Raw genomic sequence first — 12,855 nt, forward strand, 5'->3', positions numbered from 1 at the left:
GCCCGCCACTTTTACCCGATTTTCCGGTGCGGCAGTGAAGTACATCGCTAAAGAAATGCCCACGGCACCAAAGATTTTTGAGTTACCGTGCAGGGCAAAACCGCCTTCCGGGAACAACGATTTCAGCGGCTCGGCGCTCAAACTGAACTCTTGCAGATGCTGCGCCCAGTACATCTGAATGCCGCCTTCAACAGCTGCCGGACCAAAGATAAACTGTCCGTAGATGAAGTGGTGTAAACCGGTTGGGATCAGAATACGTTCGAGGAAGGTGTAAACCCAGACCCCAAGTGCACCCGCCGAACGCAGGAACGCTTGCAGAGATTCAATCCCCATTTGTACTTTTGGCCAGCCGAGCAACGTCAGCCAGGCACAGGGGATCATCACCAGGAAGGCGATAATCACCACATAAGACGTCCCCTGGAAAATGCCGAGAAAAACCGGCAGTTTTTTATCGAACAGACGGTTATGCAGCGCCGTCACAATGCCGGAAATGATAATTGCGCCGATAATGCTGGTATCGAGGGTTTTAATCCCAGCCATCATTGTCAGACCGCTACCTGCCACCGCGTCCTGAGTGAAATCGACGCCGAAGTAGCTTCCCCAGGTCATTCCCATCGCATTGATGAAATAGTTCCAGGTCAGGAAACTCACCATCACCGCCAGACAAGCACGTCCCTGCGCTTGCTTAGCAAGGCCAATGGGTAAACCGACAGCAAAAATCAGCGGCATATTACGGAATACCGTCCAACCGCCCTCTTCAATAATGTGTACGATTTGCGCGAATAAACTGTTCGGATCGGTCAGTGATTCCCTGACAAACATCGGGTTTTGCAGCAAGATGGCAAGACCCACCACAATCCCGGCGAAGGGAAACAGCAGCACTGGCGTGAACATCGCGCCGCCAAAGCGTTGAATTTGACTGAGCATTTCCACATCCTCTTTTCTCAATTCTGTAAGTAGGAAGCCTGATTGGTTATGCGGCAGGCCTGGAGCGAGGATAGGAAGATGCGATCGGCAGAACATGACGACCCAATGGGATTCGTGATCGCTTTCATGCTTTTCGTTGGGCGGTAGAGATCTACGTTTTCGCGAAAAAGTAGACATCTGTGAGCACTGGTACACAGCATCGAACACATCTTTAAAAAAAGATGTTTTTTCAATCGATTAAGCAGAACTTGTGGGCGCATTACCCGGGCTTGCAGGCAAAAAAGAGATCTAGAGATGATCTACAAAAGCATTGCGGAGCGGTTAAGAATTCGACTTAATTCCGCAGATTTCACGCTAAATAGCCTTCTTCCCGGTGAAAAAAAGTTGGCGGAAGAATTTGCGGTATCGCGGATGACCATCCGTAAAGCCATTGACCTGCTGGTAGCGTGGGGATTGGTGGTCCGCCGCCACGGCAGCGGCACTTACCTGGTGCGCAAAGATGTACTGCATCAAACCGCCAGCCTGACCGGGCTGGTGGAGGTGTTAAAACGGCAGGGAAAAACGGTCACCAGCCAGGTGCTGATTTTTGAAATCATGCCTGCGCCTCCGGCCATTGCCAGCCAGTTACGGATTCAAATCAACGAGCAGATCTACTTCTCCCGTCGCGTTCGTTTTGTGGAAGGGAAACCGCTGATGCTGGAAGACAGCTATATGCCGGTAAAACTGTTCCGTAATCTTTCGCTGCAACATCTGGAAGGGTCGAAGTTTGAATATATTGAACAAGAGTGCGGGATTTTGATTGGCGGTAATTATGAAAGCCTGACGCCAGTGCTCGCCGATAGACTGCTGGCGCGGCAAATGAAGGTAGCGGAACACACGCCACTGCTGCGGATCACCTCGTTGTCATATAGCGAGAGCGGGGAGTTTTTGAATTATTCAGTGATGTTCAGAAATGCCAGCGAATACCAGGTGGAGTACCATTTACGGCGACTCCACCCGGAAAAGAGTTAACCGATACTCCAGAAGAGCACCGCCAGTAATTGGGGGGTGATAATGCGCAGAAACATCACTAACGGATAGACAGTGGCGTAAGAGAGCGCCGCCGCACCACTGGTTGGATGAAGATTATTAGCAAACGCCAGCGCCGGAGGATCGGTCATGGAACCTGCCAGCATCCCGCACATGGTCAGGTAATTCATTTTGGCTAACATCCGCGCCAGAATGCCAACAGTAATCAGCGGAACGGCGGTGATCAGGGCACCATAACCAATCCAGCTTAGCCCTTCGCCATTGACCAGGGTATTCACAAAATCCCCACCAGATTTCAGACCAACGACCGAGAGGAACAGCACGATCCCCAGCTCCCGCAGCGCGAGGTTGGCACTTGGCGGCATAAACCAGTACAGCTTGCCGATACTGCCGATACGCCCGAGGATCAACGCCATAATCAGCGGACCGCCCGCCAGCCCCAGTTTCAACGCGGCCGGGAACCCAGGCACAAAGACGGGAATAGAACCTAACAATACGCCAAGCCCGATGCCAATAAACACTGGCAGCATCTGAACCTGTTGCAGTTTTTGCTGCGCATTCCCCAGCACATTGGCAACGGCATCAATTGCGGACGGACGCCCCACCAGATTGAGGATATCGCCGAACTGCAGGCTGATATCGCCACTGGCGACCAGTTCGACCCCGGCACGGTTCAGGCGCGAGATAACAACGTCATAGCGTTCTTTAAAGTGCAGGTCGCGAATACGTTTTCCGAGCACGTTTTCATTGGTGACCACCACACGCTCGACGCGCAAATCAGTGCCTTTCGTGGACAGCGAAGTATCGACCTCCTGACCAATCACCAGTTGCGCATTATGTAAATCCGCTGGCTGACCCACCAGATGCAGCAAATCGCCCAGTTGAATAATGGTATCTGGCGAAGGAACTTTTAGGGTTTCTTCGCGTTTCAGACGCGAGCAGATAATTTTGTCGCCGTTGAGAATCGGTACATCTTTAATGGCTAAATCATGCAGGTTAGGGTTCTCAACGCGAATATTGATAGTCTTGATCAGCGCGCCGCCATTGGTGCGTGAAGACTCGTGCTGCTGAGCTTCTGTCTCGACATTGACGCGGAAAATAACCCGCAACATCCACATGGTGAACAAAATCCCGCAAATGCCGAATGGATACGCCATCGCGTAACTCATCCCCATCTGATCGACCATTTCCATTGGTGTACCCAGGTCGCGCAAAATCTGCTGCCCTGCCCCCAGCGCTGGCGTATTGGTAACCGCACCGGAGAAAATCCCCAGCACTACCGGCAGTGGAATATCAAACAGTTTATGCAGGATGGCGGTAACCAGACCACCGATGATGACGATCAGAACAGCAAACAGGTTGAGGCGTAATCCGGAGACGCGCAATGAGGCAAAGAAGCCCGGCCCTACCTGAATCCCGATAGTATAAACGAACAGGATCAGGCCAAATTCCTGAATAACATGCAGCATATCGCTACTTAATGTCATCCCCGCCTGAGAAACAAAATGGCCGACGATGATCCCACCAAACAGCACGCCGCCAATACCTAATCCTATGCCGCGAAATTTGACATTGCCGATAAACAAACCGACGACTGCCACCAAAGCCAGAATACTGACCGTTAATGCTATATCACTCATCGTCCATTTCTCTTGAGATAACATTTTTAATTGCTACGGATTATGGCTGAATCGGTGAAGCAGATTTGCCTTATAGCGCACATTATCACGGGAAAGAACGTGCCGAAATATCTTAAACAGTCGAAATTTAACGCATTGTTGAGTAAGTAAGACAAAAAAAGCCCCACCAGAATGGCGGGGCAAAGAGAATAGCTAGTTAGCTATTTAACGCGGGACGTTCGCTGATAGCGATACGCTGCGCTGCGATGGGTTCAGGCTCATTACGAATTAAATCAATATGCAGTAAACCGTTTACGAAGGTTGCGCCAGAGACTTCCATATTTTCAGCCAGCGTAAAGCTCAGGCTAAATGGCTGATTCATAAGCCCTTGATGCAGCCATTTTTTCTCTTCTTTTGGCTGCTCCGGCGTGCCTTTTACGCTCAGGCGCGTACCTTCCAGTTGAATCTCTAAATCTTCCTGACGGAAACCTGCCAGCGCAAGGGTAATGCGGTAGTGGTTATCGTCGCTTTTCTCAATGTTGTACGGCGGGAAGCTCTGGCTTTCACCGGCGTTTTGCAGTGCGTTGGCCAGTTTGTCAAAACCGATCCATTGACGCATCAGTGGGGATAAATCGAAGTTACGCATAGTCATTTCTCCTTCTAAGAAGCGAGTAAGTACCTGCAAATCCGAAGATTCGCATATGCTCCCTGACGGCGAGCATGGAGATGTCAGGCCGCGCCAGGCGGCCTTAGGGAATTAGTTGATTTCGATACGGCGCGGTTTTTTCGCTTCCGGAATCACGCGTTCGAGATCGATATACAGCAAACCATTTACCAGGTTAGCGCCACGAACATGAATGTTCTCAGCTAACTGGAATTTGCGTTCAAAGTTGCGTTCAGCGATGCCCTGGTACAGATAGGTGCGCTCTTTTTGTTCGTCGGCGTGAGCACCTTTCACCACCAGCAGATTATCCTGGGCGGTAATTTCCAGTTCGCTCTCAGCAAAACCAGCCACAGCGATAGCAATGCGGTAATGGTTTTCGTCTACCAGTTCAACGTTATACGGAGGGTAGCCGCCATTACTCTGGCTCTGGTTGTTTTCTAAGTGGTTAAACAAACGGTCAAATCCAATAGCAGAACGGTAAAGCGGGGATAAATCAAAGTTACGCATAATCAATAGCTCCTGAAATCAGCGAGAATGTAAGACCTTCCACAATGGACAGGTCAGGTAGCCAGAACACCCATCAGGCGCGTCCTCATCGGCTACGATGTAAAAATGGGTCTGGAAATGAACTTTTCAAGCCTTATCAGCGGACTTTTTTTTGCAGTTTATGGTCTATTGCATAGACTGAGGGGGCAGCACGAAACGTTAAAGTGCGATAGCCGCCACAGTGCGACGTAATGATGATGTTATTTTCAGCAAGGGATCGCTATAACTCATCAGGCCAACACCCACGATCAACAGATGAATTTATTATGATAAGAAATGTGTTGTTAGCGTTCATGATATGCAGCGGAATGACATTACTCGGAGGATGCTCCAGCGTGATGTCCCATACCGGAGGGAAAGAAGGAACGTATCCCGGCACCCGCGCCAGCGCAACCATGATTGGCGACGATGAAACCAACTGGGGCACTAAGTCGCTGGCGATTCTCGATATGCCGTTTACCGCTGTGATGGACACGCTTTTACTGCCGTGGGATGTGTTCCGCAAAGACAGTTCGGTGCGCTCACGCGTTGAAAAAAGCGAAGCCAACGCGCAAGCCACCAATGCGGTTATTCCACCGGCCAGAATGCCTGATAACTGATTTAGCGATCAGTTTCGGTGATCCACAGCTGGCCGCCTTCCATCCACGCCAGCCACTGACCATCCGGCGAGAAGACCACGGCGTCCGCAGAAGGTGGATTGGCGTGGTTTTCGGTTAAATACTCAACCTCGCCGCTTTGCGCATGGGCACAAGCAATTCGATTATCCAGCACAAAGCCCAACCATTCTCCTGACGGATGCCAGTTAAATGCAGACTGAATATCCGTTTTGTTATGGGTTAACTGGCGCGGCTCGCCGCCCTGTGGCGAGATAAGCCACAGTTGCACAATGCCGTTATCATCACGCATTAAAAACGCGATTTGCGTACCCTGCGGATTACAGCGCACCCAGTGGCGCGGGACGTTGACTAACCCCGGATAAGCCCGATGGTGGGTAAAGGTTAAACGTCGCTGCACGACGCCGCGCGGTGGCGCGGGCAGGGTGGTTTCCGTTCCACTTAACGGCGCATCACCTGCCGCTTTCCAGCCAGCTTCATCTTGCGGTAACTCAACGATAAACAGCTCCGGCACTTTCTCGCCCTTTGGCGAAAGTGTGTCGCCAATAAACGCCAGCGCGTGATTTCCTACCCATCCTTCTTCATAAGCACGATTGATTTCATCGCTGCCAGGCTGCGGCGTGGGCGTGGTTTTACTCACCAGCACGCACCAGTGGCTACCGCTGTATTCACGCGGATGCTGCTTTTGTACGTTGACCGGGCCAAACGGCGCAGCAACACCGACGTTTCGCAAATCCAGCGCCGGATCGAGTTCATGCATTACATGGTCGTTATAGGTAAAGCTCACCCTTTCACCGTTCGGGCTAAAGACATGCACATGGCTGCCGCCGCGCAGCGCTCCTGGCGTATACGGCGCGGTAATATCCATTGCATCGAGATTGCTCACCTTGCCGCCTTCAGCAATGACTCCGCGTCGATGATGGAAATCGTAATGCCATGTTTCATCAGGATTTTCCGGGCCATGGATGAAAACATATTTCTCTGACTTCGGATGAACGGTCACCACGCCGACGTGTGCGCCCTGTGACGCGCGATAGATAACCTCGACCTCGCCGGTATGGATATTCACACGCTCAATGGTCTCGCCGGTAAACGACGCCCCAGAAGGACGCACGTCAAATACCAGCCACTGGCTGTCGGGCGTCCAGGTATTGGTATTGGTGAGCAGGTGATTACGGGGAGCAAAGGTTATCTGTTTCATGGCGCGGTCCTGATACAAAACGGTTCCCGCCATCATACTTCACAAGGACTTCACTTTCAGACAATAGTCTTTTGCCATCGTGATGAATGTGAGTGAAAAGATGGAACATTTCGACGTGGCGATTATTGGCCTCGGCCCGGCAGGATCGGCGTTGGCGCGAAAATTAGCAGGCAAAATGCAGGTGATCGCGCTGGATAAAAAGCACCAGTGTGGTACTGAAGGTTTCAGCAAACCTTGCGGCGGTCTGCTGGCACCGGACGCGCAGCGATCTTTTATTCGCGATGGACTGACGCTTCCTGTCGATGTGATCGCCAATCCACAGATTTTCAGCGTCAAAACTGTCGACGTCGCCGCATCGCTCACGCGTAACTACCAGCGAAGCTATATCAATATTAATCGCCATGCTTTCGACTTGTGGATGAAATCGCTGATCCCCACCAGCGTTGAGGTTTATCACGATAGCCTGTGCCGAAAAATCTGGCGTGAGGATGATAAATGGCATGTCATTTTTCGTGCAGACGGCTGGGAGCAACATATTACCGCCCGCTATCTGGTCGGTGCCGATGGCGCAAACTCGATGGTGCGGCGACATCTCTACCCGGATCATCAAATCCGTAAATATGTCGCTATCCAGCAGTGGTTCGCGGAGAAACATCCGGTGCCGTTCTACTCCTGCATCTTTGATAATTCGATAACTAACTGTTATTCATGGAGTATCAGCAAAGACGGTTATTTTATCTTTGGCGGTGCTTATCCAATGAAAGACGGTCAGACGCGTTTCACGACGCTGAAAGAGAAAATGAGCGCCTTTCAGTTCCAGTTTGGTAAGGCGGTGAAAAGCGAAAAATGCACGGTGCTGTTTCCCTCACGCTGGCAGGATTTTGTCTGCGGTAAGGACAACGCCTTTCTGATTGGCGAAGCGGCAGGATTTATCAGCGCCAGTTCGCTGGAGGGGATTAGCTATGCGCTGGATAGCGCAGACATTCTGCGTGCGGTGTTACTGAAGCAGCCAGAGAAGCTCAATACCGCTTACTGGCGCGCCACCCGCAAACTGCGTTTAAAACTCTTCGGCAAGATAGTAAAAAGCCGATGCCTGACCGCACCGGCTTTAAGAAAGTGGATTATGCGCAGTGGTATGGCGCATATTCCACAGTTGAAAGATTAGCCAACGCGCTTCACATCGCCCACCAGCAGGATGTAAGAGAGCGCGCCAATCAACGCGACGGCGGAGATATAAACCAGTGCAGGTGCGAAACCGTAACCCTGCGCCAGGTACCCCACCACCAGCGGAACGGTGATGCCGCCCAGACCACCGGCGAAGTTAAACACGCCGCCGGTTAAACCAATCAGGCGCATCGGTGCCAGAGAAGAGACCAGCGACCAGGTAATCGAAGCAAAACCGTTGCCGAAGAATGCCAGCGCCATCAGGCACATAATCATCATCGGATCGTTGGTGTAGTTAGCGCCCATAATGCAGGTGGAGATCAGCAAGCCGCAGATAATCGGCGTTTTACGCGCAAAGCCCAGTGAAAAGCCCTTACGTACCAGCAGATCCGCGACCCAGCCAGAGAGCAGGACGCCGACAAACGCCGCGAGGAATGGCACCGTGGTCATAAAGCCTGCTTTCAGCGCCGTGATTCCTTTTTCCTGGGTTAAATAGTTTGGGAACCAGGTTAAGAAAAACCACAGTGTAGAAGCCACCGCAAATTGCCCAAGATAAACGCCGATCAGTTTACGATGGAACACCAGTTTCCAGTCTTTGGCTGTTAACGGCTGACGCGCCTCTTTCTTCACCGGCGCATCACCATCCACCAGACCGCCGCCATCACGAATGTAATCCAGTTCAGCTTTGCTGATACCTTTGGTCAGGCGCGGCGGCTGATAAACCTTAAACCAAATCAGCGACCAGATAATGCCGATACCACCAGTGACAATGAACACCCAGTGCCAGCTCAACATCTCCTGAATCCAGATCAGCAGCGGAGTCAAAAACGCCAGACCGACAAACTGACCAGACGTATAAAAACCAACGGCGGAAGCGCGTTCATGTTCCGGGAACCAGCTGGTCACCATCCGGTTATTGGTCGGGAAAGCGGGCGCTTCGAAAATACCGGTTATCGCACGCAGACCAATTAATGACATTAATCCCGTGGCAAAGCCCTGGAATAAAGTCGCCACTGACCAACCAAATATCGCAATAAAATAAGTCACGCGAGAACCTACGCGATCTAAAAACCAACCGCCGGGGATCTGGCATAGCGTATAAAGCCAGGCGAAGGCCGAAAATACATAGCCCATTTCCGCTTTCGTAATGCCGAACTCTTCCTGAATATGGGCGGAAGCCACGGCCAGGTTAGCGCGGTCAACATAACAAATGACCACCGTAATAAAGATCATCACCAGCGTCAGATAACGCCGACGCCCCGGCTTTGCTGCATTAACGGGAATATCCATAGCGAGCTTTCTCCAGATTTTGGGCATAGCGAAGCCGCTCACCATGCCCTGTAATTTACAGAGGGTTATATTTTTGTATTGCTGTTTTAGTGCCCGATGAGGGGCTTACGTGGCAGGAATTACCACTCTGCTACGCTGTTATCTTCATGACGCCAGAGCGGATTACGCCAGTCCGGGGCATTTTTACTGAACTCAATAACTTTAGCTTCGTCGATTTCCACACCTAAGCCCGGTTTCGTTAACGGTTTAAAGAAGCCGCCAACCATACTGAAGTCTTCTTTGTTTTTCACAAAGTCGAGTAACTCCGCGCCTTTGTTGTAATGAATGCCCATACTTTGTTCCTGAAGTACCGCGTTATAGGAAACAAAGTCGATATGCAGGCAAGCCGCCAGTGCAATCGGTCCGAGCGGACAGTGCGGCGCAAGGGTCACATCATAGGCTTCTGCCATTCCAGCAATTTTGTAGCATTCGGTAATACCGCCTGCATGGGAGAGATCCGGTTGCAGAATCGAAATACCGCCTGCCTCCAGCACGCGTTTAAAATCGAAACGTGAGAACATGCGCTCACCCGCCGCCAGTGGAATATGCGTTTGTGCCGCCAGTTTCGGGTAGTATTCGGCTTGTTCCGCCAGCACCGGCTCTTCAATAAACAGCGGGCGATACGGCTCCAGTTCTTTAATCAGCACTTTCGCCATTGGCGCGCTGACGCGACCGTGGAAATCAAGACCAAACTCAATCTGATTGCCAAAAGCTTCACGAATTTGTGCCACGGTGTTGACTGCCGCATCTACCGCGCGGGAGTTATCAATTAGCCCCAGTTCTTCACAACCGTTCAGTTTGAAGGTATCGAAGCCGATTTCGCGCAGGGTTTTAATGCCGTCGATAACATCCGCCGGACGATCGCCGCCGACCCAACTGTAGGCTTTAATTTTGTCGCGAACCAGGCCGCCCATCAGTTGCCAGACCGGCGCATTCAGCACTTTGCCTTTGATATCCCATAACGCCTGGTCGATCCCGGCAATGGCGCTCATCAGGATTGGACCGCCACGATAAAATCCGGCGCGATACATCACTTGCCATAAGTCATTGATGCGCGAAGGATCCTGACCAATCAAATAGTCACCCAGCTCGTGAACTGCCGCTTCCACCGTACGGGCGCGGCCTTCAATCACGGGCTCGCCCCAACCGACCACGCCTTCATCGGTTTCAATTTTCAGGAACATCCAGCGGGGAGGTAAACGATACGTGGTAATTTTGGTGATTTTCATTGCACTGCCTCTCGATACGCCTTAACAAATGCTGCTGCCTGCTGCGCGGTGCGTTCTACGGACTGCCCGGCGCGATAGAGATCGCTGCCTAAGCCCGCCCCAGCACAACCTGCGTCTATCCACTGCGCCAGGTTTTCTGGCGTCACGCCGCCAACGGCAAAGACTGCGATGTCCGATGGCAATACCGCTTTTAACGCTTTGATGTATTGCGGACCAAAAGCCGATGACGGAAATATTTTCAGCGCCTGCGCGCCCGCTTCGAGCGCGGTAAAGGCTTCGGTCGCCGTCGCGCAGCCGGGGCAGACGGTCATGCCGTAGCCCACCGCACGGCGGATCACTTCACTATGGATATTGGGCGTAACGATGAGCTGACAGCCCATCCTGGCGAGCGCATCGACCTGTTCAGGTTTCAGTACCGTACCTGCGCCAATCAACGCCTTGTCGCCATACGCATCAACGATGGCGGGAATGCTTTGCTCCCATTGTGGGGAATTCAGCGGGATTTCAACCGCGTCGAACCCGGCGTCAATCACCGCGCCAACATGCGCCAGCGCCTCGTCGGGCTTAATGCCGCGCAAAATGGCGATCAGCGGAAGTTTAGTTTGCCACTGCATGAGCGATGCTCCTTATACCAGCCTGAAATGCCGTGTCGCCCGCCACCGCCGTCACGTCGCAACCCATCGCCTGAAAGGCTTGCTGGTAGCGCGCGGTCAGCGATGTTCCGGCGACAAGGGTGATGGCGTGTTGATGGGTCACATAGTCGCGCATACTGGCAACCTCTGCGCCAATCAACAAACCAGAGAGAAATTCGCTGACCTGTTCGCGGGGAAGTGTTCCCAGCACATGCGAGGCGCGAACTTCAAAAAGCTGCGGCAATATGGCGGGCGCATTAAGGCCGCGCTCAAGGCCAGCCGCGAAGGCATCGGCAGAGTTTTCCTGCGGCGGCAAACCTGCGCCAATCAATGAGTGATTTAACAGTAAATGATGTAGTTCACCGGTCATCACGGTGCGAAAATCGTTGATTTGCTGGCTATCGGCCTGCACCCATTTGCAATGCGTACCGGGCATAACATAAAGAGAGGAAGGAGCCAGAGTTCGCGCGCCGATCAATTGTGTTTCTTCGCCGCGCATCACATTGTGGTTATCGTCATGAGAGACGCATAATCCGGGAATAATCCAGATATTGTCGCCAACAGACGTTAATTGTTCGCCAATAGACGAAAAACGGGCAGGAACAGATAAATACGGAGCAACTTTCCAGCCGACATTGCTGCCGACCATTCCTGCCATTACCACTGGCGTATTCTCTTCACGCCAGTCGGTCGTGACTTCTGCTAACACCGCAGCCGGAGATTTTCCGTTCAGGCGCGTGACGCCTGCTTCTGATTGCCTGCTCTCCAGGCAGTGGTCGCCCTGATAAAGCCAGGCGCGAAGATTGGTCGATCCCCAGTCAATTGCGATGTAGCGAGCTGTCATGTGATTTCCTTTAACCTTCGTGTCGAGCTGGCGATCATGGTAAGCGCCGCCTGCTCTGCCGCATCGCCGTCCTGATGCCGTATCGCATCGAACAGCGCCTTATGTTCCTGGAGCGTTTGCGGCATGTTGGCCTCATCGCCCATCCAGGTTCGTTCAAAAACCGCCCGCTGCAGCGAACTGATCGCAATGCTAAGTTGCTGTAACACCGGGTTATGCACCGACTGCAGCACCGCCTCGTGGTAGCGAATATCCGCTTCGTTAAACGCTTCGCGGTCCTGATTGTTGGCAATCATCTCGTTCAGCGCCGATTCAATCTGCGCCAGATCGCTGGAGGTCGCGCGCTCTGCTGCCCAACGGGCAATCGCCGGTTCCACCAGATTTCGCACTTCGCTCATGGCACTGATAAGCCGTGGGTCGTAGTCGTTTTCCAACACCCATTGCAGTACGTCAGTGTCGAGGTAATTCCACTGGTTACGCGGTGCCACAAACGCCCCGCGATAACGTTTCATTTCAATCAGCCGCTTCGCCATCAGCGAACGGAACACCTCACGGATGATGTTGCGCGAGGTTGCAAACTCTTCACAGAGCTCCGCCTCAGCCGGAAGTGGCGAGCCAGGTACGTATTTGCCGTGAACGATCTGTTTACCCAGCGTAATGACAATGCGATCGGTTTTATTGAGAGTCATGGAGAGTCCTTGTGCTCTGTATGTTCTTCTCTACTTTACCCCGATCGATGCATAACGCGGCAACTTTGTAGTACCAGCGTGATGACGTTCGCGTTTGCCGTGTGCGTAATGTAGTACAAACTTATATTGTTGTACTACAATTTAGATCACAAAAAGAACAATGCATAAAAAAATGACATGCGTCGGGCAGAAATCTGAAAAGGGATATCAGGCGCTAAACAGGAGGGAAAGAAGAGTATGCTTTCAACGGCTTAGCTACTCGTTTAAAGGATTAATCATGAAGTTGAATTTTAAGGGATTTTTTAAGGCTGCCGGTTTATTCCCACTGGCGCTGATGCTTTCAGGCTGTATCTCGTATGCTCTGGTTTCCC

General features: G+C 52.1%; 13 protein-coding genes, 1 pseudogene and 1 other annotated feature. Of the genes and pseudogenes, 4 read left to right on the forward strand and 10 right to left on the reverse strand.

Going from position 1 to position 12,855, the window contains the following annotated elements; all coding sequences use genetic code 11:
• The coding region (locus E0D98_RS16075) for a PTS transporter subunit EIIC (RefSeq protein WP_085011985.1) at positions 1–927 on the reverse strand (927 nt) is incomplete at its 3' end.
• Between the two features lie 294 nt (positions 928–1,221).
• Between E0D98_RS16075 and E0D98_RS16080 the strand changes: the two genes are divergently transcribed.
• On the forward strand, positions 1,222–1,938 hold the full coding sequence (locus tag E0D98_RS16080; protein ID WP_001300779.1) for a GntR family transcriptional regulator: 717 nt from the start codon (positions 1,222–1,224) through the stop codon (positions 1,936–1,938).
• Here the strand turns inward: E0D98_RS16080 and E0D98_RS16085 are convergent.
• The 3 genes from E0D98_RS16085 to ibpA all read right to left on the reverse strand — a co-directional run bounded on the left by E0D98_RS16085 (position 1,935) and on the right by ibpA (position 4,746).
• On the reverse strand, positions 1,935–3,596 hold the full coding sequence (locus E0D98_RS16085; protein ID WP_001279752.1) for a putative transporter: 1,662 nt from the start codon (positions 3,594–3,596) through the stop codon (positions 1,935–1,937). The two genes, E0D98_RS16080 and E0D98_RS16085, sit on opposite strands and share 4 nt — an antisense overlap.
• Before the next feature lie 196 nt (positions 3,597–3,792).
• Positions 3,793–4,221 (reverse strand): small heat shock chaperone IbpB, encoded by a 429-nt coding sequence (gene ibpB, locus E0D98_RS16090; protein ID WP_001243431.1) that lies wholly within the window; start codon positions 4,219–4,221, stop codon positions 3,793–3,795.
• Positions 4,222–4,332: 111 nt separating this feature from the next.
• Entirely contained in the window at positions 4,333–4,746 is a 414-nt protein-coding gene (ibpA, locus tag E0D98_RS16095) for a small heat shock chaperone IbpA (RefSeq protein ID WP_001243437.1), read from the reverse strand.
• Positions 4,740–4,812: a sequence feature (ROSE (Repression Of Heat Shock gene Expression) occurs in the 5'-region of heat shock genes and acts as an RNA thermometer to modulate expression.), on the reverse strand. It overlaps the preceding gene by 7 nt.
• A gap of 239 nt (positions 4,813–5,051) precedes the next feature.
• Between ibpA and E0D98_RS16100 the strand changes: the two genes are divergently transcribed.
• Positions 5,052–5,384: a YceK/YidQ family lipoprotein gene (locus E0D98_RS16100; protein ID WP_000620888.1), complete on the forward strand. Its 333-nt coding sequence runs from the start codon at positions 5,052–5,054 to the stop codon at positions 5,382–5,384.
• A gap of 1 nt (position 5,385) precedes the next feature.
• Here the strand turns inward: E0D98_RS16100 and E0D98_RS16105 are convergent, their stop codons facing one another.
• On the reverse strand, positions 5,386–6,600 hold the full coding sequence (locus E0D98_RS16105; RefSeq protein WP_001295245.1) for a DUF3748 domain-containing protein: 1,215 nt from the start codon (positions 6,598–6,600) through the stop codon (positions 5,386–5,388).
• Positions 6,601–6,700: 100 nt separating this feature from the next.
• Here E0D98_RS16105 and cbrA point away from each other — a divergent pair, with 100 nt between their 5' ends.
• On the forward strand, positions 6,701–7,765 hold the full coding sequence (gene cbrA / locus E0D98_RS16110) for a colicin M resistance lipid reductase CbrA (protein ID WP_001298958.1): 1,065 nt from the start codon (positions 6,701–6,703) through the stop codon (positions 7,763–7,765).
• Here the strand turns inward: cbrA and E0D98_RS16115 are convergent.
• The 5 genes from E0D98_RS16115 to dgoR all read right to left on the reverse strand — a co-directional run bounded on the left by E0D98_RS16115 (position 7,762) and on the right by dgoR (position 12,484).
• Positions 7,762–9,099 carry an MFS transporter gene (locus tag E0D98_RS16115; protein ID WP_000253455.1) on the reverse strand — a complete coding sequence of 446 codons (1,338 nt, stop codon included), beginning with the start codon at positions 9,097–9,099 and terminating at the stop codon, positions 7,762–7,764. The two genes, cbrA and E0D98_RS16115, sit on opposite strands and share 4 nt — an antisense overlap.
• 74 nt (positions 9,100–9,173) lie before the next feature.
• Positions 9,174–10,322, reverse strand: coding sequence for a galactonate dehydratase (dgoD, locus tag E0D98_RS16120; protein WP_000705001.1), 1,149 nt, complete (start codon positions 10,320–10,322; stop codon positions 9,174–9,176).
• A complete protein-coding gene (dgoA, locus tag E0D98_RS16125) occupies positions 10,319–10,936 on the reverse strand; it encodes a 2-dehydro-3-deoxy-6-phosphogalactonate aldolase (protein ID WP_001198699.1) in 618 nt (205 codons plus the stop codon). The genes dgoD and dgoA overlap by 4 nt, the downstream gene beginning before the upstream one ends.
• On the reverse strand, positions 10,920–11,798 hold the full coding sequence (gene dgoK, locus E0D98_RS16130; RefSeq protein ID WP_000127112.1) for a 2-dehydro-3-deoxygalactonokinase: 879 nt from the start codon (positions 11,796–11,798) through the stop codon (positions 10,920–10,922). Before dgoK ends, dgoA begins: the two co-directional genes overlap by 17 nt.
• Positions 11,795–12,484 (reverse strand): D-galactonate utilization transcriptional regulator DgoR, encoded by a 690-nt coding sequence (dgoR, locus tag E0D98_RS16135; RefSeq protein WP_000174305.1) that lies wholly within the window; start codon positions 12,482–12,484, stop codon positions 11,795–11,797. Before dgoR ends, dgoK begins: the two co-directional genes overlap by 4 nt.
• A gap of 277 nt (positions 12,485–12,761) precedes the next feature.
• Between dgoR and E0D98_RS28460 the strand changes: the two are divergent.
• Positions 12,762–12,855 (forward strand): annotated as a pseudogene (locus E0D98_RS28460) (hypothetical protein); the annotation flags it as partial.

It is taken from the genome of Escherichia sp. KCJ4928, from assembly GCF_004352695.1.
In the GTDB taxonomy this organism is placed as follows: Bacteria; Pseudomonadota; Gammaproteobacteria; order Enterobacterales; family Enterobacteriaceae; genus ECMA0423.